The sequence below is a fragment of the Fulvitalea axinellae genome, from assembly GCF_036492835.1.
Lineage (GTDB): Bacteria > Bacteroidota > Bacteroidia > Cytophagales > Cyclobacteriaceae > Fulvitalea > Fulvitalea axinellae.
The window spans coordinates 208,310-234,424 of sequence record NZ_AP025319.1 but is presented as its reverse complement, the minus strand read 5'-3'; the positions used below and the strand labels follow the sequence as shown (position 1 = coordinate 234,424).

The following is a 26,115-nucleotide window of genomic DNA, read 5'->3' as shown; positions in this document are numbered from 1 at the left end:
CTGAATTTTCGGACCAGTGTCTTAGTTTAAAAATCACTAAATTATGGGCATGAAAACGAGAACGACACGCAGAAAATTCAGCGCCAAATTCAAGGCGGAAGTAGCGATCGAAGCACTGAAGGAAAGAGAAACCACCCAAGAACTCTGCAGACGGTACGATCTTCACGCCACCCAGATTTCACAATGGAAAAATGAGTTTCTGCAGCGCTCGTCCAGCGTTTTTGAGGGTGGCAAAGATAGAAAAGAACACGAGAAAACGGAGAAGGCGACAGACCAACTGTACAGTAAAATAGGAAAGCTTGAGATGGAAAACGACTTCCTAAAAAAAAGCTTAAAGAAGTTGGGGCGTCTATAGATTTGCGTCTCCTTGTCGACCCCGGGGATAAGCTGAGCATTCGCCGTCAGTGCGACTGTCTGGAGCTTTACCGTTCGTCATACTACTACAGCCCAAAGGGGGAAAACGCGGAAAACTTGGAGTTGATGCGCCTTATGGACCGGCACATGATCGACGAACCCACGGCGGGAGTTTTGCGCATGAGATCAGCCTTGCGTGACCAAGGATTCAACCCTTCCTATGAAAGGGTTAGGCGCTTGATGCGCAAAGCGAATCTCTACCCTATTTACCCGAAAAAGAATCTGAGCAAGCCCGGAGAGGCAAAATACGTTTACCCGTATCTGCTTAAGGAAAAGAAAGTTGTCAGGAAAAACCAGGTCTGGTCGATAGACATCACTTATATAGCCATGGCTAGCGGTTTCATGTATATGACGGCGATTATCGACGTCTACAGCAGGTACATAGTGGGTTGGGGTTTGAGCAATACGCTTGAGGCCGCGGCGTCTTTAAAAGTGGTGCGTGAGGCCGTTGAGATTCACGGTAAACCGGAAATACTCAACAGTGACCAAGGTTCCCAGTTCACTTGCGGGGAATACGTGAACTATCTCAAGAAAGAGGGAATAAACATCAGTATGGACGCCAAAGGCCGAGCCTTGGACAACATTTACATCGAACGCTTTTGGAGAACGCTAAAAAGGGACCATATTTACCTGAATCCGGCCGACAACGGTTTAAAGTTGTATTTGGGGATAGAGAAATGGTTGCGACGCTACCACAACAGGGATCACCAAGGAATCGAGAACCTGAAGCCGGAAAATGTTTTTAGCGGAGCGTCAAAAGCGAAAGCCACCGCGTATGCCCATGCAAATATTGATAAGTCCAAGAAAAAACAGAATGTGAAAGGACTTATCAACATTCACACGGGCTCGACGATAGCGACAACCGTTTAAAATTTACTTAAAAATCGACTTTACTGGTCCTAAGAATCGAGGGTACTATACCTATTTCAATTTGCAATGTGTGATTCCATAAAACAATAACTTCACAGAGAGGGTCTAATTGAATTGCAAACGGTGTAGTTTTATCGTTGAAAATCGCATAACTGTCCTCAATTTGATGTTTTATTCTTTGGTAGAATTTTAAACCTTCAAATACTTCAGGTAATTCATCTTTAATTTTTAGATATAAATCTTTCCCGAAACCCTTGTAGCGTGTATTCATTTCCGCAAAGCGTTCTTCGATAAAATCATTTTTCTCAATTAGTAGATCACTCTTCATTGTTTTTTTAGATCAAAAACTCATTTTAAAACCAAATACAACATGAAATAACAGGTGTAGCGGTTCTTCTTGAATGTAGCCATGCTACCCTCTACTCATGTGCCACCGCTGAGGCGTCAAAGTCCGCTACCATAGGTATAGCTGTCTCTTTATCTGGCTACTGAAGAGGTATAAAACCGGTGTATACGATCAAGGAAGAAACATAAAGATCTTTTCCCTAAAAGTCGGAAATATAGAGGGCTTGTTCACTATACCTATAGTGTTCATTATTATTGAACAAATTGAGTATAATGAACAACATCAAAAAGTTAAGAGAAAGTATATAGGTCCGTATACGAGAACCGTACGTACGGTGGTGTGAGAGGCGCACCGTGAGCTTTTGGCTCACGGCCGTCTACTCAATTAATTGCCTTTATTTTTCTTCAAGTTTTCTTATTTTATCTTTTAGTATTTGATTCTCTTTCCTCAATTCTTTTGTTTCATTTATTAAATTATCGGTCTTTTTATTCTGCTCAATCATATACAATGTCAGTTCTTCTATTTTCTGGAGAAGTTTTGCATCCATATCTCCAAGGTTAATTCCTTTTTCTTTTACTTCTTTCTCAGATGGGATATCAGGAAGGTGGTTGTTTTGTTCTATGAAAGATTCTACTTCCTCAAGTGGTTTCAATTTATAATCTGAATTAAAAACAAAATCAGACCAATTATTTACATCTAATACCTTAATTTCACCTGCTCCTATTTTACCTTTTACCGCTAGTCTGAAATCCAATGGAATAGTCTTTAACCCTATGCCTACATTTCCATTTTTATCTATTCGCATTCTTTCATTTGTATCAGTATAAAATGTATGAGACCCACCCCATTCCGTAATAGGTCCAACTGAGTGCCTAAATTATCCACTTTTAGCGTCAGCTTTTTGAGAGGCAAAAGTAGTTCCGTTATATTGATAATCGAGACCTCTGAATCCTGATACAGCAGTACCATTAATACCTATTAATGGTACAACTTTTTTTATTTCAATTGATGTTCCTGGATTTGTCGTTCCAAAGCCAACATTACCATTTGATTGAAATGTTACTTCTATTGAATTTTTCATTGGGTTTTGATAGCCCCCAAACGCTAGATGAAGTTTGCCGTCTCCTTTTGAATTCCCTAAGTCTGGAACCCAAGCAAGGCCTGCATGTTGTATTCCAGTCCCAGCAAAACACAAACGAGAAGACACAAAACCTGATTGTGTTTCTGATTCTGGATTCCCTAAGAATAGATGGGCTTCGATATCAGCCGGCTTTTTTAATATATTTAGAATACTTCCATTATATGTTGTTCCTATACGAACATTGCCGCCTGGTGGAAAATGATTTGATTGACCAAAAGTATTTAATGCTAATAGAGTGATTATAAAGAGTGTTAAAAGCTTTTTCATTTTTAAATTTATTATTTACCGATTAATATTCATTTTGCTGTTTTGCTTGCAATAGTTTATAACAGGAATATCTGTTATTTCCCATTTACAAAACATTCACCTCTCAAAAAGAGTAAAAATTTAATATCTAAAAAAATCAATATCAACCTTATTTGATTTAAGTATGACTCAATAAAGTCAAATATGACCAAAGTCATATGCATATTAACGCTACGCCCGTTTTCTATCTCCCACAAAAAAGTTCCTGTTACTTCCCATATACAGGAAATAACAGGAACCGAACAATAAATTTCATTTATAGAACCGTTTCCCCTTAGTCTTCGGCATCCACTATCTTTCCCTCGAACACCGAATAAACCAAACCGGGCTCCGAGGCGTAACGGTTCTTCTCGAACGTAGCCATGCCACCCTCATACACGTGCGCCACCGCCGAGGCGTCAAAGTCCGCCATATTACCGCCTCTTGTGGTTCCGGCGGTGTTGCTTTGGGTGATCACTATGAATATTGTCTCTTTGTGGGCTTTGCGCAGGCGGTCAATGTCCTGCTGTTTGGCGCCTGTTACCTTTTGCCAACTGTCTATCAGGATCACGTCAAAGGCTTCGGCCGCTTTTTGGATGGTCTTCAGGCCTTCGGGGAGTTCCGAGGCCACCAAGATCCGTTTCTCGTTGGCGGGTTTGATATTCCTTTTGCGGTAGTCCTCCTTGATCAGTTTCGATTCCTTGTCCATCTCCAGAGAAAAGAAACCGACGTTCATTCCGTTTCCGGCGAAAAAATCGGCGATCTGGAAAAGGAAACTGCTCTTGCCCGCTCCCTTGTCGCCCCGCAAAAGCATCAGGTATTCGTATTTTTCTATCTCGCCGAACCAGCGGGCCAAAACGCCTTTCAGCTTCAGCGCCTTGACTTCCCGGGTCGCGCTTTTCTCATGCATGGGAATGTTATCGATATTATGGGTTAAGTTGAAGACCCGATATTGCCCTTAGCAAGAGGGAACGTAGCTTCCGAAAATGGCCTTTTATGAACAAAAAACTGACATCACCCGAAATCGTCTGTTTTTCTTAACGATTTCACCCAAAATAGCCCTTCTAGCCCCTTACAGATGGGTTTATCCGTAGATTAGCCATAGATCATGATGCTTAACGCCACGGATAAAGATACTTTGATGATACTTTTGGCCCTTTTAAAATATCTAAATCACCGTCAAAAACAACCGCTTTGTGCGCTATAAGGTACATGCTGTTTTTTTTATGAACGCATAAATGTTTTAGGGTAGATAAAAGCAGAAACCGGCACGATAGCTCCGACCGTCATAAAGGCTCATTTGCCAACTCCTTATCAATCATTGCCTTAAACCCTTTCCAAGTTTTGACCGTATGAATCCAGTCGATCTTAGGGTTTATAATCCGCCCGTCCTTGCCTATAAGCGCAAGGTGTGGAATCCCGGAGATCCCGAATTTCGCTTTGAGTGCCTGCCACTCCTCTTTGCTGACGCGGTGATGTTTGCCCTTCATTCCATCGGCAAAGGTCCTCCATGACTTGAGCGGTGAAGATACGTCCGCTATATAAAGAAACTCCACATCCTTGCCCTCCATATCTTTTTTGAGGGGCTTGAGCTTTTGGTGCATATCGAGGCAAGGCCCGCACCAAGTGTTCCAAAAATCCACAAGCACCACTTTTCCTTTGAGCGGGCGAATCATTTCGGCCAAGATTGTGTCGGCGTCGTGGACTGCCTTCTTTTTCGCAACCGATTTTTCCCTTTGCAAATGATACTTGTATTGTTCGGCAATAAACATTTCAAGATACTCCCGAAATACAGGCACGTTTAAGTGCTCTTTGAGCAAATCGATCCTTTTGTCCCCTTCTCCAATCGTATTTATGTCTTCGACAGAAAGTAGGTTGTTCAGTTTGATCAAATCGAACGCCAAGTTCGTTTCACCATTGTAATGATGATCCCGAAGGCTGTCCAAAGTGTTTAGTTTGACGATTTCCTTAAATAGTAGATTGCTTTCCACCGGATATTTATCATAAACCTTAGATAGCATTGATCCGAATCGATCAATAAACTCCCTTTCTTTTTCTATAAGTTTAGGGGATAACTGTCTTAATAGTTTCTTGTCGGCATTACTTTTCTTTTCGATTCGTTGGTATACATAGTCCAATAACAAAGGACCGGAAATTACATTTGCACAAGTTCCGGTGTCTATACTCCAAAATTCTTTAACAAGCTTCTCGTTACGCACACTAAAGTCTATAATCTCTTGTTCATTCTTCCTGCTAAATACCTCATATTCGCGGAAGGGAGCCCCTTTTTCCCTATCATATTGGAGCAGTTCCGCTTCAATTGGGCTTAGTCGCTCTGTTTTTTCGACCTTTTCCAGAATCCTGAGTGCATTAGCGAAATCATGAGTCATACCGTTCTCTTTGCTTTTTGTCCAACGACAATGAGCCAAACGATTTATGAAAATGCTGTAAGCACTATTTACGGACAGAAGGCCGTCAAGGTCATTCAGTATATCGGTTGTCAAAAAATCATAGTAATCGTCTCCTGGTTTCAAGTCTGGGTATTTGCTCTTGTCAAGTTCACGGAATTCGCTTAGGACATCTCCTCTGAAAGATTCCACCTCAAGCATACAATACAGCGCATTGAATTTTATCCCGGCTTTCAGGACTTGTTGGGCTTTAGGACTGAGTTGATGAAACAAAGTCAATATATGTAGTGTCTCTAACGCTTTTTTTTCTTGTTTCAGACAATATTGTTTGTATTCTTCAGCGGTAAACTCTAGAAGATCTTTCGTTGCGAAATCTCTGTGGTAGTCTATGGATCCGAAAGGTCTTGTAACCGATTTATATAGTGGAATTTCTCTGTTTATTCTGGCGGTAGGCCCCATGAACTCCATACTCTCGCCTTCTAGAAGTTGGAATGTTGTTTTACCGGGTTCAAAAAGAACATGATAATAATAGTGTGAATCTATATTAACCGATACAGAGATCGGATGGTGTATGGGCAGTTTAACCCGAAATGAGCCGTCTTCCTTAACTTTAAATCGATATGGCAAAGTAAGCCCTCCAAGAAAATCATTTAGATGAATTATCCCACTCTTAGGCCCCTGACCAGGCTTATATCCTTTGATATAACCCGCATAGACGGCGGTGTCCGCTTTCGGCAGTATCTTGACCTCGTAAGGCGCTTCTTTTGTGACTTTTGGAAAATGATAACGGTTATAGGTTCGATATTCCTTATCGTCTATTCCAATGCTTATGAGGTTTTTGTCGTCTGTTTTAACCGACAGTTTTATATTCCTTTCACTACCTTTTAGATATACTTTTGTGGACTTCCGACCTTTCTTTATTTTGCCATAGTCCCACAACTCGCCATCATATAAGATCTTTTCTGGCAGGAAGTAGAATGATAAATTGGCGTCAGTGTCGGTAGCGTACCACTTTCCGGCTAATATTTCGGGAAAACCCTTAGGATACTCTTTGGTACGCAGATCGATATCTTGCGCTTTTGTATGGGAAGTTTTATGGGCAAGAGTTATAAACTCGGTCCCGGCTGGAATGTGAGGGTAGTATGCTAAACAGACTCTTTTATAAATCTCAGGGGATGTTACTTTTAAAGGCTTGTATTTATAAAAATTCAATTTTTGCTCTGTTCCGTGAGGATTCAAATACGTTTTTTTCAGGTAATGTTCTAACTTTTTTTCTTCCCCCAAAGCTACACGAAGTTCCAAAATGGTACATGTATCATCAATTATGACTTGAGATACTGTAAATGCCATTCCGTTTCGCTTTTGCTCGGGAGAGTTGATCACCTTGTAATTCTTGCCATTTTTTTGGGCACAGCCAGCGGTAGCGCACAACAAAGCGCACAGAAAAATACTCAATAGACTTTTCATATCAATATGTATTGAATAAGCTCTGGGTGGAGTTATCCCAAGCTTTAATGATTAAAAATAGGTGATTAAGGAAACCTCAATAAAGAACAAAAAACAATGTAGGAGATTCAAATATAGTCAAAAAAGTATATTTTTTCCAAACTATATACACAAACAAGTCCTTTTCCTTGTCTTAACGAGCGCACTAATGGGGAAATCTAATACGCATTTCCGTTGGCAGTGCCAGATTTGATGAAGATAAACTCTGAACGATAGCTTTGCATTACGGAATTAACCAGAGAACCTAAAAAAATTGATTGTATTGCTTAACCTTCCCCCGCTATCAATCACCTCCTATTCCAAAAATTAAAAAACAAACAGTGAAACGGTCCCGGTGTTACCCGAGACCGTGGCCGTCTTTACGGCCCCTAATCGCCTACGATTGCTTATTTGTTTTAATTCGATTATTCCTCTACACCATAAAATTGGAGTTCAGCAATTACGGAAAAGTCACCATCTCCTTGAGTTGTCTCTCCATCTCTCCAAAAATCATTTATACGCATTTTTACGTATCTTCCTTTCTTTAAAAGGTGACTATAAATCTTCTTACGGCCATTCGTGTGTGGCATCTTCCATTCAAACTCAGAAATAGGGTCTTCCCAATTCTCTCCATCATCACTAACAAAAAATTGCGCTTCAGCTATATGATCTTTGGGGCCTCCTTGTCGTGGATAATAGAAAACAAACCCAATCTTTCTAGCTACTTTCATGTCAATGATTATATCGTGTGGCATCGGTTGCGCACCACCTCCCCATGGGCTATGCCAGATACTGTAAGATCCATCAAACAGTCTACTAAGTGGGAAACCCGGTTGAGCTATTCCTGTCGCCTCAAATTCCGAAGGATTAACAAACTCCGCACTATAAGAAAGAGGAGTACTAACCCTGTCGTTATCATACGCTATACCCTCATCTCCCATAATGCTCGTTGCAGCGGTAACATCTCCTGAAGAGGCTAGCAAGATCCACATATCGTTATGGGCGTTGATATACGGAAAATCGGCAGGCTCTTGGCTCAGAAGTCGCACATACTCAGTGAAAGAATCCCCTGCGTCCACTGCCTCAATTTTATCAAACAGATTAAGGAACTTGCCCGCATAAAGCTCTACGGAAAAATCGCCCTTGTTAGTCTCGTTCAAAGTGGTATAGTCCAGTTTGTTATAATCGGGATGCGCCTTGCCCATCTCCTTCAGGGGTTTCAGGAAACGGTCTTCCCCGCCCGTAAGTCCCATCTCATTTGCCAACTTCACGCCCGCTAACAAAGCCGGACCTTCCATACGGAAAGTTCTTTCTTTGAATTTGGTCAGCCACATATGCGCTACAGCTCCAAGACTTACCGTCAGACCCAGTTCGTCTCCGTCAAATTGTTCCGTACCGAGGCCCAACACCACTTCTCCTTTATGGAAGAAAAAGGTTCCCTCTCCGTTTATAATTCTTAATCTGAGCGGAGCAGTAATATCTGGATACCCACTCATTTCCTTTGATTTGGATACCGCCTGAGTCAAGCGGTCCTTGATATCCATTACTTTATCGCTCCAATATTTATTGGCGATTATCGTAACGTTATCATCCTCATAAGCGGGTACTCCTCCTTCCGCATTCAACCCTTTTGAAGCGAAATTACCTACTGACTGCTTTGCTGTTTCCTCCATCAAAGCCTTATAAAAAGCCACGTTCCCGGCATTTCGGTTACCGAAAATATCGACTCCGCATGCCAATATCTGATTGCCCTGATCCTCGCCCTTAAGCGCTATTACTGGCTTTCCTTTTGCCGTAGCCAATACTTTCCAATCGCCAGGCTGGTCAAGCTTCAGGAAAAATCCGTCATTGTTGGCTACCAATGTCTGTCCGCTGGCTTCCAAAGCCCCTACCGGCCCTTTTTCAAATGTGAATCCGAAGTTCTTTGTCAGTGCGTTAGGGTTGTCAAGCTTTTCACCTTCTCCCATAGCGAAGAAACCCAAAGCACGATCCTGATTAAAATACTTCAGCATATCCACATCGGCGCTACTGTATGGCATATTTGCCTTGGTATCAAAGAGAACGTTCCATACGTTTTTGCCAGTAGTACCTACATTGGCCAATGCCGTGTACGATATCGTCTGGTACTGCGTATCGGTGGTATCGATAAAATCCAAGAAACCGTTTTTCGGTCCAAAGAGTCCAGTATCCCAATACTGCGATACGCTGTTGATCACATGCAGGGGCGACGCCTCGAAGGTATCTTCTCCGGGAGCGTCAAATTGGGTTTCCTTGTCGTCGCAGGCCGTGAAAAGAACCGAGGCCACAAGCGCGAAAACCCACGGTATGTATATTTTTCTCATTGTTGTAATTCTTAGGTGAAGGCCAGCGCAACGCTGGCCTAATGTTTATTTATTGACCATCTGGGGAGCATCCTTTGGATCCTCCGCCGTCAATCTGTACACCGGGATTGTTTTTGGAGATATTTCCTTCAATAATATTGGTGCCTATAAAGAGCGGGCAACCGCCTCCGTTCACATGTATAGCGGGGGCTGTTCTAGCCTCATTTTCTTTTAGAATACAGTTACGCATAGTAAGTGGCTGAGTGACATGTAACGCCCCTCCCTCACTATTAGGAGCCGTATTACGCTCAAACACACACTCATCCAGAATCAAACCGTCGACATTAATGTATGTCCGCATTGCTCCTCCTTGGTGCTGAGGCACTGTATTCTCTATGAATTTGCAATTGTAGATATAGGATTTCGAATTCATCAGATAAAGAGCGCCACCTGTTTTAGCCGTATTGTTTTTGAAAATACAGTTCTTAAAGCTGGGGCTTCCCGGGTTACATACAATTACACCTCCTGCATTCCGGCTCACGCCATCGCCGTACTGAAATGTGATTCCGTCAAAAATAGATTTCTCCAAACGGTGCTTATATTGACTTGTAAGGATTGGGAAATTCTCATGGTGCTCCTTAGCGTCATACATTTCTTTGGTTCTACCAATGGTCGTCACATTTGTCTCCCAATCTCTCTGGCCTCGTTCTGTTTCCGTGCCGTTGAATCCGCCGTAGAGGTCGTAGCCCTTCTTGGCCGGGATTTCCTTTTCCACATAAATACCTTCGGCTATCCAAAGCTCCACGCCTGAAGACGCTTTACTGATCGCCGTTTTAATGCTGGTGAAAGCGTTAGCCCAAGAAGAACCGTCGCCGGCGCCCGTGGCATCAATATCCACAAATACCATCTGGTTGGTTTTGAAGAAAAGCGTATCGCCCGGGTTGGCTCCCAGTTCGTTAAGGCCTACGGTAGTGTAAGCGTATTGGGCTCCGGGTCTTAACGCCAGCGCGTCTCCCGTAAACATACCGTCCTGAAGTTCGGCTTTGATTGATTTTTCCTCGTTTATCGTTCCCCTCTCCCAGATATAAAAGAGCACTTGGGTCTGGGTACTGTTGCCGTCGGTAAGCAATTTGCCTTTAAGCGTCGCTTTGTTGAATGACAACCCTTCAATCCCGATTGTCTCTACCGAGGCTTTGGTAACGCCGGGCGCCACCTTGGTTTTGGTACTGAGCACATCTCCGCGTTCTACGGTGATTTCGTCCTCGGCAAAGGCGTTGAACGAGTACGAGGTATAAGAGTTCAGCCCCTGTACGGTGGCGCTAAAGGTCTTTGTCGCTGCGTCGTATTCGGCACTGGCCACTTTTCGGGTACTCAGCTTGCCCTGTACCCAATAAGCGAAACCCACCTTTTTGATCTCCGATCCGCTAAGCGAAAGCACCTGGCCCGAGAGCTTGATCTGGCTTTCGGTCACGTTTTCCGCATTCAGTGTCAGGACCTCCAAAAATCCCTCTTCGACGATTTCCGGTCCGTCATTTTCTTCGCAGGCCCATGCAAACACGCATAGGCATGCCACGAGTATGGGAAATATTTTTTTCATCGTTTGGATTATTTCGATTTCGAAATCAGGGAAAACGCTTGCGCTTTTCAAGGCAAAGCGTTTTCCCTTTTCATAATGAATATTCTTTATGGTATTAAGTATTTGGTATTAGGTCTTAAGTAAAAGTTCGACTCCTATTTCAAGACAGGAAAAAAGACATCCAGAACTGGTGCGAGCGTCTCGCTCGTTTCTGATAGCGCTGGAGCCTCTGGCTCCACATGCGGTTTTCAACAGTCCAGATACCTAAGACTTAAGACCAAATACCTAATACCAAAAACTTAATCCCTAGCGCCTCACTTAAGCGTAGGCATATCGATTTTCCATTTCGATACGTCCATCAGCATCTTCCTGGCTTCTTCCCGCTTGCTTGGGTCGGTTGCGTATTTGGCCGCAATCCTGTCGGCAAGCCAAGCCGGGCGTCCCGCCCTTTCGGCAAAACGAACCAGATCGTTCCAGCGCTTTCCTTCGAAGGCGAACTCCAAAGCCCGCTCTTCCAACAGAGCCATCTCCACAAGTTCCATCTCCGATCCGGCATTTGGATAACGCAAGCGAAGATCGTCCATCTCCACGCTTTTGAGGGACACACGGCCACGGATACCGGCCGTTTCTGGGGAGCCCTTCAGTTGGGTGTTAATCACTCCCAATGCCTCCGCCGGATTACCGGCCCGGTTGGTGGCTTCGGCGTAAAGCAAATGGAGATCGGCAGCGCGATAAATCGGATATACGGCGTCGCTTTCATAAATCGACTTCCCGATCATATACTTATTTACCAGCGTATCGTCAGAGACAACGGCGTAGGACTTGTTCAATCCCCTATAGACATCGAAATTGAAATTATGCCCACGCTGTCCTTGCCATTTGTTTACGGCTACTTCTGTCGGCTTAATCAAGTACTTGTGCTGGGTGGCGTTAGAGAACAGCGACATCAGGCCGTGGGTCTGGTGCTTTCTGTTATCGAAAGGAATAACCGAAAGGTGCTCCATCCCTACCGTACCGTCTTCCACTCTTTGCCAAGTGTCATCCCAAAAAATTCCACCAGTTAGCGATGAACACTTTAGTTTAGGGTCGTCTTTGCCGTCGCCGTCGTTGATTATACAATCATAGAAAGTGGTGGCCGCTTTTTCGAAATTACCGGAGGCCAAATACAGCTCGCCCAACAGGGCTTTTCGATTAATGAAGACTACCTCATAAGGAGTCCAAAGCTCTACTTTTTTATTATCGAACTCTCTCCAATCAAGCTGTTCCTGCTCGGAAATCCACTCCATTTCCGTGATCAGCCAGTTGAGCATCTTCACTTTGTTATAGCGCTCCGGCTCGTAATCGCCAAAGTGTCCGTTCAAGGCCTCTTTTATTACCGGAACTTCTTTGTAGGTCTGAGCCAACTGAAGGTAAGTCCAAGCCCGCAAAGTCCTCAATTCCGCACGGTAAGCGTCAGCCACTTCGTCAGTCATTTTCGGGTCGGCCTTACTCTTCTCTATATTCTCCAAAACATCATTGCAGTTCAGGATAATATCGTAAAAGTATTTCGGGCTGGCGTACGGATTGTCAGGGCTCATGCCATGATTTTCCACCTGTTCCAAAAACGGGTCGTAGTTCCCGGTTACCGTCATCAGGTCGGCGCGCAGGCCGCCCATCACCACTACGTTGTCCACCACTTTCTGAAGGCCGGCGTAGGCGCCCGTTAGGCCCCTGCGCACGTCCTCAAGAGAGTTGTAATGATCTTCCCGCTCCTGGATAAGGTCTTGGGAAGGGTCGAAAAAGTCTGAGCAGGACGCCATGCCCACCGACAGCGCGGCCCATGCCCAGATCATGATTCCGAATCGTATTTTCGTTGGATTTTTTCTCTTCATGACAGCCATTTTAGATTCCCATTTTTACGCCCAACAATACGGAGGTAAGCGGTGGCACACGGCCGTAATCCACGCCTCTGGTGTTCAGGTCATTGCTATAGGATATGTCCGGAGAATCGCCCAGATAGTCGCTGAACGTGATCAGGTTATTGGCGCTCAAATAGCCCGTAAGGTTACGGATAAAGCGGTTTTTCACGCCGAAGTCATAGCTGATCGTCACGTTTTTGAGCCTGACAAATGAGCCGTCCTCGATCCATCGGTCCGAGAAACGTCCGTTGCCCATCGGATCGCCGAACGACGCGCGCGGAATGTCGGTCTGCTGACCGTCCTTGCGCCAGCGACGCTCCACCGCCGTGCTTTGGTTGTAATACCCGTCCATGGATTCCATTCCCTTGCGGACGTGGTTATAGATCTCGTTGCCGTACACGTAGTCAAACAGAACGTCCACGCGCAACTTCTTATAGCGCGCCCTGGCCGATACTGAACCGAAGAAATCCGGCAGAGGACTTCCGATCTCTGTTTTGTCTTTCTCGTCAATGACATTGTCCTTGTTCATATCGACAAATGCGATATCCCCCGCACGGAAAGGATTTCCGAAACGGTCTTTCAGGTTAAGGCGCTCGGCCTCGGCCACCGACGGAATCACACCCGACGATTGGAAACCGTAAAAGCTGTTGATGGAACCGCCCACTTTGGTGATCAGCTCCCCGCCGGGAATGGCCGTAACCTGATGCACGCCTTGCTCGGCGCTTGTCAGGGCGTTTTTGCCCAGTTGCGTTACTTCGTTGGTGTTTTTGGAGAACGTGGCCCCCAGACCAAAACCGAAATCTTTTCCTCTGATCAGGTCAAAGTCCATACTCAATTCGAATCCGCTGTTTTCCACCGACCCGCCATTGCTAAGCAACAGTTCCGAACCGTAGAAAGTCGTCAGGTTTTCGGCGGTCAACAAATCGTTGGTCTTGCGTTGGTACACGTCCGCTCCCAGTTTCACAAATCCGTCGAAGAGCGAGAGGTCGAGGCCGATATTCAGCTGGTCGGTGGTTTCCCACTTCAGGCCGGTATTCGGCACGCCGCCCCTTACCGTTCCCGAATAATCGAGATAAGGAACGCCTACGTAGTAGAACCTGGCCGAATAGAATCCGATATCGCCGTTGCCCGTACGTCCGTAACTGGCCCGCAAGCGCAAATCGTCCAAGGCTTTCAGCCCGGCCATAAACGGCTCCGACGACAGTCGCCAAGCGCCCTGCACGGACGGGAAGTAAGCGTATCGCTCGCCGGCGGCAAACTTCGAGCTTCCGTCCACCGACATGTTTACGTCAAGGTAATAGCGGTCAAGATAAGCGTAGCCGGCGTTGCCATAGAAGGTGAGCATATTCCACTTTCCGTTGTTCGGCGTAAGCTGGCGGAACGATCCGTCGCCACGGCCAATCACCACGAACTGGTCGGAAGGCGAGTTGATATCCACCGCCATTTCCTCTTCCAGATCGTTGATGCGGACACGTGTTCCCACCTTGGCGTTTACCCTGTGGCGGAAACCGAAGGTTTTGTTATAGTTCAACCCAAGTTGCCCGATGATTGAGAAATGCTTGCGCTGGGCGCTTTTCATCGTATTCCGGGCCTGTCCGTCAAACTGCGGCACAGATCCCGTTTCAGGAATAAAAGCGTTCTCTTTCATATTGAACAGATCGGCCATCAGATCAAAATCGGCGGTAAGGCCCGAAAAGATATTCTGGGTGGCGCTAATGCCGGCCTTCAGACGGAAATTGTCGTGGTTACCTACAGAGTTGGCCACCAACGAGACCGGATTACTCATTCCGAAATCGGAAACCTCGTCATAGAACGGCAGGCTGTAACCTCGCTCGCTCCTTTTCCAAATCCCCATCATCGGCGACTTAAAGCGCGAGGCCAACACTGGATTCACCGTAGCGGTATAGCTTTCGGGCATCAGCTCGGCGCCAATTTTCGAGAGGGACACTTTAGGGCGAATCAGCAACCCCTTGAGCATGCGGATGCGGGCGCCCATGGCTAGATCAAATACCTCAACACCCGTATTTTCCACCGCGCCGTCGTTGTTGGTGTATCCTACCGAAAAATTGTAGGAAGCCACCTCGTCACCGCCTTCGATACTCGCCGAATAGTTCGTCAACACACCGGCGGTAAGCACTTCGTCTTGCCAATCGGTGTCGTTGCCGAACCGGAAAGCGTCCGCTCCCTCGGCCAATTCGATCATATAAGGATAGCGGTCCTCGATCTGGTCTTGGGTAATTCCCTTGTCCACCATCTGTTCCAAGGCTAGGTTGCGGTAGCCTCTGGCGTCAAGCACCGAGGCTTTTTGGGGCTTCATGAACGCCCCGAAATTGGCCGTAAAATCCACGCGGGTTTCTTTTACGTCGCTGTCGGCCGTATGGATCAGGATCACCCCGTTCGAGGCCAAAGACCCGTATACCGAAGCCATTCCGTCCTTTACGAAGGTTACCTGCTCAATATCCCTGATGTTGATATTTACCAATGGATTAAAAGCGTAGCCTTCCACAGCGGAAAGTCCGCCAAGATTGGTTTCCAATATCACACCGTCAACCACCACCAAGGGCCTGTTGCCGGCCGCCATTGTGGATACGCCGCGGAAATCCAAAGATCCGCCCGCGCCGGTAACGCCGGAATGCGTGGCCACGTACAAGCCGGGAACCATGCCCTGAAGGGCGTTTTCCAAAGTGGAATATCCCCGCTGGGCGATCTGCTGGCGGGTGAGCGTAACGGCGGATCCGTTATAGTCGGACGGGGCCTGTACGCCCGCCGAAGTTCTGAGCATCTCCGGTCCCCTGGCGATATCCGCCGGAACCAAAAGCACGTCAACGTTGCTACGGCCGTTGAGGTAGACCCTCCGGCTGCGGTAATCCGCAAAGGCGAAATCGAGAGCCACTTCCTGTTTTGTGGAAATCGGAATCTCGAAGCTTCCGTCCTCGGCGGTAAAGGCCGAAACGCCCTTACTGCCCAGCAGGTTGACCACCACGCCCTTGAGCGGCGCATTGCCGCGGGCGTCCCTGACCGTACCCGTCACCTTGTCTTGGGCTTGGGCCGGAAGGAATCCCAGCGTGGCGATTAATAAGATTATATTCAATAAAGTGTGTTTCATCACAAAAAACGGTTACTGTTTTTAATTCAGTCCCATTGGAGCGGTCATTCCCTTACGGGGATAAAAAAGAAGCCGTTGATGGCGAGCTTGTACTCGTCGTCTTCGTTTTTCTCATTGACCTCGAAGCGGAAAGTCCTGTCGCCGAAAGAATCGAAACGGATATTCTCGTAATTATCTTCCGACCAGTTCCCCGTTGGCGTATAGCTCAAGTCCAGAAGTTTGCCGTCGAGCGTGGTTTTGGCCGCCGTGGTCTCGCTTCTCAGTCCGCTAATCACCAGGCGGAAATGGCCGGCCATTACGTCTTTGGCTTTAAATTCCACCCAAAACGGCTTCAGGCTTTTGAAGGTGACCGCCACTTGGCTCGCGTTATTGTAAATGCGGTTCACTTCCAGTTCCCCACTGTTTTCCATATCGAAATCATAGGAACTGACCCCGAAAATGGAACCGTCGATTTCTTGGGTCCGGCCCATCACGTCCGACATCAGATAATCCACCGAAGAGAGATCATAGGCGTAGCCGTTGCTCCTTTTATCGGGCGAGATGTCTTTCCATTCTTTCGTCAGGATGATCTTACGGCCGTTGGTGGCCTCCAGCGTATCGCCCAGATTTTTGCTATGGACTTTCCCTTCCACCAAAGTGGTTCCGAGGATCTGCTTTACGATTTTCTCCTTTTGCTCGGGATCATCGAAATACGCCGGCAGGTTGTCGGCCGAACCGTAGTAGCGTTTCACCATACGGTCGTAAGTGGCTTCCAAAGCCGCGTCCGACAGTGTCAGGGCGGTAAAGTCGCGGTTTTCGTCCAGAATATCACCTACCTGAAAGCGGTAGATATAATCAGTGACAAAGATTGAATCGTATACCGTTCTGCCAAACTCGTCAACGCCCAGCGGAAAGCTGTTCTTCCTGTCGAAGATCAAAGAGTCTGTAGTCATGTACTTTTTGAGCGTGCCGTATTCGCTGTCGGGCAGGTTTTCCACTCCCTCAAAGATGTTCTTGTCGGGAACCAGCACGCCGTCGAGGACGTAGACTATGCCGTTTGAGCAGATAACAGGATCGCCGGAAGCGCTCACCTTGCGGTCAAGCTCCATACCCGCGCCTTCTTTTCTGGCCCAGATATTCTTTCCGTTGAAAAGCGTCTTGACGTAATACTCCTTGTCGCCTTCCATAGCGGCGCGATAAAACAGCGTGTTACCGATGTGGTACGACACGAGTTCTTTGGCCTTGTCGCCGGAAACTCCCAAGCCCGAAAGCTCGCTGTCCGGCGGAAGGAAAAGCGTTACGGAACGGTTGCCCGCAAGGCTGTCCAAATACCCGTGTTCCTTAAGCATGTCGCCGAAGGCCCCGTGACCCGATGTCGAGGTAACGTACTCCGCCACGGTCATGTCCATAACCTGACCGCCGGAAGCGCCGTCGAAGTGGTCGTCCTTTTCGGAACAGGCCACCATCCCGGCGAGGGCGACAAACAACAGGTTCTTTTTGAAAAATCTATGTATATCCATAGCGTCAAAAATCATTTTACTGGCGTAAACTTGAAACGGTCGAGATACAGCCTGCCGCCGATCAGCGACTCAAGGCGAATCACGTGCGGACCGTTTTCCTTAAACTCGAACTCGCCGAGCTGATACTCGCGCTCTTGGTCATAAAGCGGCGTTTTGCACTTTACGCCATCGACGTAAACGTGGGCGGTCACATCAGATCCGGCACCGCTGAAGGTAGCCGAAATCTTGTATTTGCCCCGGACTATCGGCGTAGTGGTGTATTCAAACCAACCTGAGTAAGCGTTCATACACTGCACGTTATCGTTCTCGTACAGGCCTTGTCCGCCGTAGTTTCTGTAAGCGAACTCCTCATAGCCTTTGCCTTTCCAGCGCTCGATCTCGTTTACGCGAACCAAGAAATTCCCGGTCCAACGCTTGGTTTGGAGTTCCGGCACATCGCATACGTCATCGAATATGACCTGCGGTTCGGGGTCATAGAAATACATCACCTTTTTCAGGGCGTGGATGGTAGCGTTGGTAGACTGGAAATCCATATTGAACACATCCAGCAGATTACTTTTGTCAAGCAAAAGTTCGCCGAAATCATCGTGCTCGGGATTGACATAAAAACCGCCGTTGGTTTTCTCCAAACGGACCATCGTGTTCCCCACCGTCAGGTAAGTGTGGCTCTTCAGTCGGTTGGAATATCGCTTGCCCGTCATGATGTGGTAGCGTACAAAGCGGTTCAGCGCGTTGTCCCGGCTGGTATAATCCGAGCCCGCTTCCAGTTTCGTGGCGAGTTCTTGGGCCGAATTGATTCCCTCTGCCTTAAAGACTTCGTCCGTCTCGGCAAAAAGCGTGAAGTATACGCCTTTGCCCTCGGCGGTAGTGGCCAGTTCCAGCGTATCGGCCAAGCCGGCCATCGATACGGCCTCGTTAAAGATTCCGAACTTGCCAAGTTCGGCCATCGTCTTGTAAGCTCCGGCGCCAATCGGCGAAATCACATTGTCGATAACGTGCAGATAGCCGTTCGAGCAACGGGTGTCGGGCTGAACGATCAACGATTTTTGGTTCACTTTCAGGTTTTTCAACCCGCCTTCGCCAAAGAGAATCGTCAGGTAGTTACCGTTCATCGTAGTGTCGCCCAACGGACCGGGGTCCATCGTGAAGCTGGCGTAACTGCTCATCACCGTATGGTTCTTGACCAGTTTGTTGACAAAGTCCTTTTCCAAACTTCCGATATCGGAGGCTCCCGTTTGGCTTAGGTATTCCTGCACGCCCTCGTTTACCACACCGAAGAAAGTGTAGTCTCCGCGGGCGTTGAGCAAGCCGTAAAAATCCGAAGCCTGGATGAGCTGAAGCCACATATCGAAACGGCCGTCCGGATCAGACTCCATGGCCTCGATAGCCGTGAGGTATTCGGCCTCTTTGAAGATCTTGTCGTCGTCGTCCTCATCGCATGAGGCGAGGGACACGGCCGCCAGAAGCAGGCCCACGGCGAAGACTCTCCGTTTTATGTTAAATATAAATTGAATCAAATCTTTCATATCCCTCTCATTTTATTCGTAGTAAGGGTTTTGTACCAAGTTGACGTTGTTCTCCAACTCCTTTTGCCAGATAGGCAGATAGTAGCTCATCGGGTCGGAAAGCAAGCTGCGGTATTTCGGCGCCTTGGCCGGGTCGATATTCCGCGTAAGGATGTTGATAAGCGTCTCTTTCCTTTCGAAGTTGTTTCGGCGGGCTACGCGGAGCAGGTCAAACCAGCGTTTGCCTTCGTAAGCGAACTCAAGCCCGCGTTCGGCAAGGATTGCGTCTTCGGCCTCGAAGCGGTTTTCACTAAGGATTTTCGGCCCCAAGCCCGCCCTGTCGCGGATGATGTTCAGCTCGTTCTGCGCGCCGAAATAATCGCCGGTGTTTACCAAAGCTTCGGCCTTCATCAACAGGATATCGGCGTAGCGGTAAACGATCCAATTGGCATCCTCCGAAATGGAATTTCCGAAAACGTCGAACTTGTTGACCATCAAAACGTCCTTGGAGTTTCGGTAAACGGTGGTCAATTTTCTCTTGTCGCTTTCGTCATAGGCCTCTTCCACATGAGGTGGAACTATAAACGCAAGCCCGTTTTTTCCTCCGGTACTGTAAAGGTTCCAGAATTTGTTTTTTTGGTTTTTGGTCGCGTCAAACTGCAGTTCGAGAATACCTTCGTTGGTATTTCCTCTTCCGAATATTTCACCGAAAGACTCGCTGTCCAATATCCGGTAAGCGGAGCGGTCGATGATCTTGTTACACATCGTAACACAATTGTCGAACTGTCCGTCCCACAGGTAGACATCGGCCAAAAGGGCCTGAATCACCGCTTTGGTACCGAAACCTTTATTGTACTCCACTTCCGAAAACCCTCTTGGAGCGTAGCGCTCGGCCCATTCCAAATCTTCGATGATCTGGGCCAAAATATCAGCCTCGTCGGATTTTGGCAGGAAGATATCCACATTGTCGGTATCCACAGGCTCAAGATATAGAGGCACATCACGGAATGTTCTTACCAAATAGAAATATGCCAATGCACGTTGGAACTTCGCCTCGGCCAGAAACGAATTCAGATCCCTTACGCCCAGAGACAAATCCGACTTTCGGACCGTTGGCGCGTACTTGATCACGGTATTGGCGTAATTGATGATCTTGTACATCCCGAGCCACTGGTTAATCGAATTGCCCGGAAGAATTTCCAAGCGCATGACTTTCTCAAAGTCCCCATGGTTTCCAGGGCCGTCCGCTACCATATCGGCCCGGACTTCGCCCCACACGAGCATGGTCGGCGCCTCGTCCCGGATCTGGTTATATCCGGAAGTCAAAGCCGAGCGTATATCCTCTTTCGATTTCCAGAAATCGTCGAGGGTGATGTCGTTTTGGGGCTCCACTTCCAGCCACGAACCGCATGACAGGAGCGTGAAGGACAAAACGATCACCGTTATGATGTTTTCGATTTTTCTCATCGCTTAAAAAATTACTGTTAAGCCCAAAGTATAAGTCCGGCTAGGAGGCGTGGTAGCGTTGTCCACTCCGAAGAAGAACGGATCAGCACCCAACGGCACCTCGGGATCTTGGCCGGTGTACTTAGTGAAAGTGTACAGGTTGTAGGCCGTGAAGAAGAGCGAGAGATCCTTGAGGTTGATGCGTTGCAAGAACTTCTTGTTGAAACGGTAATCAACGGTAAGGTTTCTCCAACGGACATAGGAGCCGTCCTCAACGAAACGGTCCGAACCGAGCCAGTTGTAACCCGAATCGAACATGGCACGAGGAATGTCGGTTTCGTCACCCTCAAAACGCCAACGACGCATAGTGGCTGTGCTCTGGTTATTACTGCCTGTCATGTTTTCGGCACTCATCCGGGCTTTGTTCACAATCTTTTGCCCAGCGCGGAATACGAAACCGGAGCTAACGCCCAAACCTTTGTAGCGTACACGGAAACCGAATCCGCCCGTAAACTTAGGACTGCTGGACCCGAGATAAACGATATCGCTCTCGTCGATTACACCGTCTTTGTTCACGTCTTCGTAAATAGCGTCGCCACCCTCAAATTCGTAATTGGACGTTCCCATCATCATACGCAACGGTTTACCTGTAATCGGATCGTAAATCACTTCACCGAACTTGTCTTTGGCTATCGCGTCTTGATCGGTAGCGTATACGCCCTTATAGCGGTATCCGTAAAAACCGCCGATCGGGTCGCCAACTTCCACTCTCGTAGCATAGTTGCCGTTTTTCAGCACGTCGCCTTTCGCAAGGTTAAAGTTGGAGGGCACTTCCTTTATTTCGTTGATATTGCGGGCAATATTGAAGTCGAAGTTCACTTGCCAATCTTTGGTCCGGACCGGAATTACGCGGAAGGCCAATTCCACACCACGGTTCCCCATAGACCCGGCGTTACGGATCATTTTGGTAAAACCAGTGGTTGTCGGCACGTCCAGTTCCCAACGCAGATCGGTGGATTGTTTGCTGTACACTTCGAATTCCATATACAGGCGGTTTTCGTAAGCCGACATTTCCAAACCGAGGTTGGCCTGCGTCACTCTCTCCCACTTCAGGTTATCAAGTTTGATATTGGAAGGATAAACGCTTGGCTGATCGCTGTAAGAAATCCCGGTTTTGTAAATGCTAAAGTGCGAGAACCCGCCCGGGGCGTTACCCGTCACACCAAAGCTACCGCGTAGTTTCAGGTCGTTAAGCCAAGGAACCTCTTTCAGGAAATTCTCTTCCGAAATTCTCCAAGCGGCGGAGGCCGTAGGGAACATGCCCCATTTGGTATCGTCGCCAAACTTTGAGCTGGCATCGAGACGGCTACCCAAGCCGAAAAGGTACCTTTCTTTCCAAGCGTAATGGACATTGATCACCGCACCCATCGACCTGAAAACGGAGTTACCGGAATTGAGGGACATCAAACTGCCCGGAACGCCCGGATCGTTAAAGTCTCCGGAAGGAAGACCGCCCGATGTGGCCGCATAACTGGAGCCTTCGTTTTGGCGGGTTTCCCACCAGCCCATAGCCACCAAAGAGTGGTCGGCGCCCAAATCCGGACGGTAGATCATCTCCGTTTTGGTATAGACGTTAAAGTTCTCAGAGTCACCTTCAGAGGAAAGGTTCGTACCGTGAAGCTTGCCATCATCATCGAAGTAAGCCTTATTCCACAGATAATGTGAAGCTTCCGTCGGTAAGAACTTGTCTGTTTTCCCTTGGGCCACATCATACACCACACTGTTTTTGAAAGTCAGTGACGGCAGTATATCATACTCGATGCGAAACACCGAACGGAACCTGTTTTCCAGGTAGTTATGACGACCTTCGTTCACTACTGCCACCGGGTTATAAACGTTAACTCCCTGATACGGTGAAGGACGGCGGTCCAAGAAATAGTTTCCGGTAAGGTTACCCAAGGTATCGTGTTCGTAGATCGCTTGGTTCGGCATTTTGATATAGGCGATGCCCCGTTCGTTACCGTAGTAAGTCCGGTCATTGTCTGAACGGGTGTAAGAGAAGTCGGTCGCTATTTTTAACCTGTCGGAAACGAAATAGTCCATATTCGCCCGGAAAGAGAGTCTTTCCAACTCAGTCCCGATAGTGGTTCCCTGCTGGTCGAAATAGTTCATCGACACACGGTAACGGGCTTTGTCGCCACCGCCTGCCAACGACAAGTTGTGTTCGTGGCTCATGCCCGTCTGCGTGATGGCGTCCATCCAGTCGGTGTTTTGAGCGTAGTTATGGTACTGTTCCCAGTCCTTGTCGTAATTCAGTTCTAAGAAGTCGGCGTCAGCGATTTTACCTCGACGGTTGAATCGGGCGTCTTTCTGAAGCGTTACGTAGTCCGGTCCGCTAAGCATAGGCAGAGCGTCGGGTTGTTGCGATACAAAACCTTTGTAATTGTAGCGAAGTTGCGGTTTCATTTTGCGTCCACGGCGCGTAACGATTTGTACTACGCCGTTGGCGGCTTGCGCACCCCAAATCGCGGCGGAAGCTGCGTCTTTGAGGATTTCCACACTCTTGATATCGTCAGGAGGAATGGAGAGCAAAGCGCCATAATCGCGGGTATCGGCGGAGTTGAAATCGAACGTGTTGTCGATATCCACGTCGTAAGGCATTCCGTCCACCACTATCAGCGGTTCGCGATCGCCGGTAATGGTGGCCGTACCGCGTATACGGATCTGCATTCCCGCTCCCGGATCACCAGAAATGGCGGTAATGTCCACGCCACTGAATTTACCCTGCAACATTTCATCTACGGATGCCACACCCATGGCGTCGATATCATCCAAATCAATCGAAGCGATGGAGGTTGTCTTATCCCTTAAGGAAATAAGGCCGTCGCTGGTGTAGCGCTCACTTTTCACCACCACTACATCCAGTTCCGTACTGGCATCCAACATCATAAAATCGATCTTGCTTCGCCCGCCCACGGGTTCCATCAGGTTTTTGTACCCGATATAAGTGACTTTCAATTTCGGATTCGCCTCGCTGAGTTTCAGCATATAGAATCCGTTCATATCGGTAACCACTCCGTTTACGTGCCTATTCTCGGCGTCCACTTCCAGAACCGTGGCGCCTATCAGGGCCTCGCCCGTCTGTTTATCTTTCACATAGCCCTGGACCAGTGTCCCTTCTTGCGCCCAAAGGACGGAAGGCGACAAGCCACAGAGCAATATGACTATGGTTAATAATTTTTTCATTCCAAAAGATTAGTCAGCCAACAAAATATTGTCGATGAGGTGTACCGTGCCGCCACGGGCCAGCAGATTGCTGAATCGGGAATCCTCGATAACGGTGGCTTTGGTGCCGTCGGCGCCTTCGAAGCGAAGATTGCCCGCGGCGTTTACGGCCTTCAGGCGCGCCTGCCCTTTGTTTTCGCCCAGCTTCCGCATGGTCTCGAATTCTCCGGACTGGCTTCCGTCAGAGAAAATTGCCTCGTTGCGGATAAAGAAATAGCTGAGAAATTCCCTGAGCTTGGTGCGGTCAGTCGGGATATTGTCCACATAGGCCTGAAGCGCCTCGTTGGTAGGGATCAATACGGTTACCAGCTCGCCGTCGGTAAGGTTGGTGAGCGATTTGCCCCGCACGTACTCGGCCGACTTCAGCAACTTGACAAACTCGGAGTACTCGTCTTTGGTATCGTCAAGGATATATGAGGCCACGCCACGGGTGGCCGGCAACAACATTTTGTCGATTGGGTAGAACGTTCCGTTCACGCCACGCTCGGAGTCACCCGCAAGCTTTACCGGGCTATCTTCGCTAAACTCCATTGTCCCGCCTGTGTGGAACGTGCTCTTGTTAATCAGCAGGTGGTTGGCATCGCTTAACGTCTTCACATAACGCCTGCCCGAGAGATCGGTAATGTCCTCGTTGCTCACCGAGTGGACCTCCAGGATTTCCCTTCTCTCAAAAGAACTGACAGTTTTCAATTCGCCCGTCACCGGATCCTCACGCTTAAAGCTGTTTGATTCCTCATCGAAAGTATAACCAGCCTTGTTGAAAGCCTCGTTACTCGGCACAAACACCGTCGCCGGAGCGTTGGGGTCAGTCAAGAGTGCCGTTACACGATCGTTAAACTCGTTGGCGATCTTCAGCATGTAGGTATATTTCGGGTCAAAAGCCACCGGTTTCAAAGCCGACACATACAGCCTTGGCGCCAGAACCCGTTTGATGCCATATATCACAGAGTTATTCGTGAAACCTCTCATTACCACCTCGTCACGCTCAATGGTAGAGGGCTCGTTCAGGCCAGAAGCGAAATACTTCAGGTCCACGGGACGTAGCCAACTGTTGGTCCGGCCGTAGGTGAAGAACAAGTGGTTTTTGATAATCGGGAAAATCGCCTCGTCGGGAATATCGTCGATGGAACCGTAAAAGCCCGGCGTCACGAAAGTCTCGGTCAGATAAGACTCCAAAGCCTGGTCAGTCGGGATAGTCGCATTGTTTACTTCGATCAGGTCGTAGCCCCTCTGTGGCAAATCATCCGCGATCCAATGCATTTCCGGGCCGTCATACCGTTTTACAAACACTGAGTCTTTGCCTCCTTCAGACAGTTCCTCACTGCCTTGAGCAGTGTACTCATATCTAGCAAAACGATTTAGCAACTTTCGATAAAGACTATACTCCGGCTTCTCAGCCAAAAAAGTCTCCAAATTGCCAATCTCCGGAATTACCTTGTCCAAAACGTGGTAAAAACCGTTCAGAGCACGCTGGTTGGGCCTTACGGCCTCGGCTCCCATCAGGTTAAAACCCGTAAAATTACTGCCCGGAAACAGGAATCCATAATCGTCGGCTTCCTTGATACCGCAGTAGCTGTGGTAATGAAAAACGGGCAAGTAGGATATCCTACGCCACAATTTTCGCTGTTTCCCGGTTTTCGGATCGGTGTCCACATAGGGCTTGGGTTTGTAAAGGCTCGGCAGTTTGAATTGCCAACCTTCGTTCTCCCCAAACCTAGGGTCGTCGGGCTTCGGGCCCCAATCGCCAAACTGATAGAGACGCCTGATCATATTCCACGAAAGGGAATTACTGATCATATGCCCCTGCACGATCATCTTGACGTTTTCCTCGGGCAGTTCCGTAATGTCGGAAGCCCCGTACTTGTCTTTGATAAACGCGAGCACCGCCTCGTCAGTTGGCGGAAATACCGTGTAGGCGCTGTTTTCCAAGTCTTCGCGCATGTCCAGCATATCGATTCCTTTCACAAATTGCGAAAGGTCCGGTTGCTTCTCCATAGCGGTAACCAGACGGTCGCCCAGCGTGCCCGGAATCTCATAGTGGTCGATGTCATCCTGACATCCGAAGACCAAAAGCAGCATCAGAAGATGGATTGCGTAAAAATTTCTCTTCATACAGATGTGTTTTGTAAGTGAAAAATTGTGTCGGAGATATTTTTATGCCAGATCAAAAATTTGGCACTATCCCCGTGATTTATTGGTTCTAACCTATCCCTCGCATGGGTAGTATATGGGTTAGCGACGCATTATCAATGTTCTGGAAACAGGGTTAATGAAGGGTTAATAACAGGAGATAAATAAAAAAACATAAAACGTTACGCACGAATTCAGAAAAGTCACAACACTCTAAAAACCAAAAGAATACCTCATAATATCATCTGCGCACCAAACTATTACGATGAGGGTTAATAAAAAAGAAGCGACACTTTTGAGAATTTAGCTAGGCAAGCACAAAAGCAGATACAGCGTTATACTTGATTATGGAAAAAACCTCTCAAAAACGCAGAATTTCACTGAAATAGGAAGCGGAAAG

General features: G+C 47.7%; 16 protein-coding genes. 2 read left to right on the top strand and 14 right to left on the bottom strand.

Annotated elements, in window-relative coordinates:
• Positions 1-49 precede the first annotated feature (49 nt).
• Both AABK39_RS25185 and AABK39_RS25180 read left to right on the top strand, forming a co-directional pair.
• Complete coding sequence (locus tag AABK39_RS25185; protein WP_338392371.1) at positions 50-355, top strand: transposase; 306 nt, start codon at positions 50-52, stop codon at positions 353-355.
• A gap of 2 nt (positions 356-357) precedes the next feature.
• Positions 358-1,284 (top strand): IS3 family transposase, encoded by a 927-nt coding sequence (locus AABK39_RS25180; protein ID WP_338392370.1) that lies wholly within the window; start codon positions 358-360, stop codon positions 1,282-1,284.
• A gap of 7 nt (positions 1,285-1,291) precedes the next feature.
• Here the strand turns inward: AABK39_RS25180 and AABK39_RS25175 are convergent, their stop codons facing one another.
• The 14 genes from AABK39_RS25175 to AABK39_RS25110 all read right to left on the bottom strand — a co-directional run bounded on the left by AABK39_RS25175 (position 1,292) and on the right by AABK39_RS25110 (position 25,697).
• On the bottom strand, positions 1,292-1,612 hold the full coding sequence (locus AABK39_RS25175; protein WP_338395807.1) for a hypothetical protein: 321 nt from the start codon (positions 1,610-1,612) through the stop codon (positions 1,292-1,294).
• A 412-nt stretch (positions 1,613-2,024) separates the two neighbouring features.
• Positions 2,025-2,435, bottom strand: a complete 411-nt coding sequence (locus AABK39_RS25170; RefSeq protein WP_338395806.1) for a hypothetical protein — start codon at positions 2,433-2,435, stop codon at positions 2,025-2,027.
• Positions 2,436-2,507: 72 nt separating this feature from the next.
• The gene (locus AABK39_RS25165; protein ID WP_338395805.1) at positions 2,508-3,038 is read right to left on the bottom strand and encodes a hypothetical protein; all 531 of its coding nucleotides are present in this window, start codon (positions 3,036-3,038) and stop codon (positions 2,508-2,510) included.
• 313 nt (positions 3,039-3,351) lie between these two features.
• On the bottom strand, positions 3,352-3,966 hold the full coding sequence (locus AABK39_RS25160; protein WP_338395804.1) for an AAA family ATPase: 615 nt from the start codon (positions 3,964-3,966) through the stop codon (positions 3,352-3,354).
• 376 nt (positions 3,967-4,342) lie between these two features.
• Entirely contained in the window at positions 4,343-6,931 is a 2,589-nt protein-coding gene (locus AABK39_RS25155; protein ID WP_338395803.1) for a TlpA family protein disulfide reductase, read from the bottom strand.
• Positions 6,932-7,374: 443 nt separating this feature from the next.
• The gene (locus AABK39_RS25150; protein WP_338395802.1) at positions 7,375-9,291 is read right to left on the bottom strand and encodes a discoidin domain-containing protein; all 1,917 of its coding nucleotides are present in this window, start codon (positions 9,289-9,291) and stop codon (positions 7,375-7,377) included.
• 49 nt (positions 9,292-9,340) lie between these two features.
• Positions 9,341-10,867, bottom strand: a complete 1,527-nt coding sequence (locus AABK39_RS25145) for a hypothetical protein (RefSeq protein ID WP_338395801.1) — start codon at positions 10,865-10,867, stop codon at positions 9,341-9,343.
• Between the two features lie 293 nt (positions 10,868-11,160).
• Positions 11,161-12,717 carry a RagB/SusD family nutrient uptake outer membrane protein gene (locus AABK39_RS25140; RefSeq protein WP_338395800.1) on the bottom strand — a complete coding sequence of 519 codons (1,557 nt, stop codon included), beginning with the start codon at positions 12,715-12,717 and terminating at the stop codon, positions 11,161-11,163.
• A 10-nt stretch (positions 12,718-12,727) separates the two neighbouring features.
• The gene (locus AABK39_RS25135; RefSeq protein WP_338395799.1) at positions 12,728-15,850 is read right to left on the bottom strand and encodes a SusC/RagA family TonB-linked outer membrane protein; all 3,123 of its coding nucleotides are present in this window, start codon (positions 15,848-15,850) and stop codon (positions 12,728-12,730) included.
• A gap of 44 nt (positions 15,851-15,894) precedes the next feature.
• Positions 15,895-17,349, bottom strand: coding sequence for a fasciclin domain-containing protein (locus tag AABK39_RS25130; protein WP_338395798.1), 1,455 nt, complete (start codon positions 17,347-17,349; stop codon positions 15,895-15,897).
• Positions 17,350-17,360: 11 nt separating this feature from the next.
• The gene (locus tag AABK39_RS25125; protein WP_338395797.1) at positions 17,361-18,875 is read right to left on the bottom strand and encodes a fasciclin domain-containing protein; all 1,515 of its coding nucleotides are present in this window, start codon (positions 18,873-18,875) and stop codon (positions 17,361-17,363) included.
• 12 nt (positions 18,876-18,887) lie between these two features.
• On the bottom strand, positions 18,888-20,321 hold the full coding sequence (locus tag AABK39_RS25120; RefSeq protein ID WP_338395796.1) for a RagB/SusD family nutrient uptake outer membrane protein: 1,434 nt from the start codon (positions 20,319-20,321) through the stop codon (positions 18,888-18,890).
• 3 nt (positions 20,322-20,324) lie between these two features.
• The gene (locus tag AABK39_RS25115; protein ID WP_338395795.1) at positions 20,325-23,546 is read right to left on the bottom strand and encodes a SusC/RagA family TonB-linked outer membrane protein; all 3,222 of its coding nucleotides are present in this window, start codon (positions 23,544-23,546) and stop codon (positions 20,325-20,327) included.
• 9 nt (positions 23,547-23,555) lie between these two features.
• On the bottom strand, positions 23,556-25,697 hold the full coding sequence (locus tag AABK39_RS25110) for a fasciclin domain-containing protein (protein WP_338395794.1): 2,142 nt from the start codon (positions 25,695-25,697) through the stop codon (positions 23,556-23,558).
• Between the last annotated feature and the right edge of the window lie 418 nt (positions 25,698-26,115).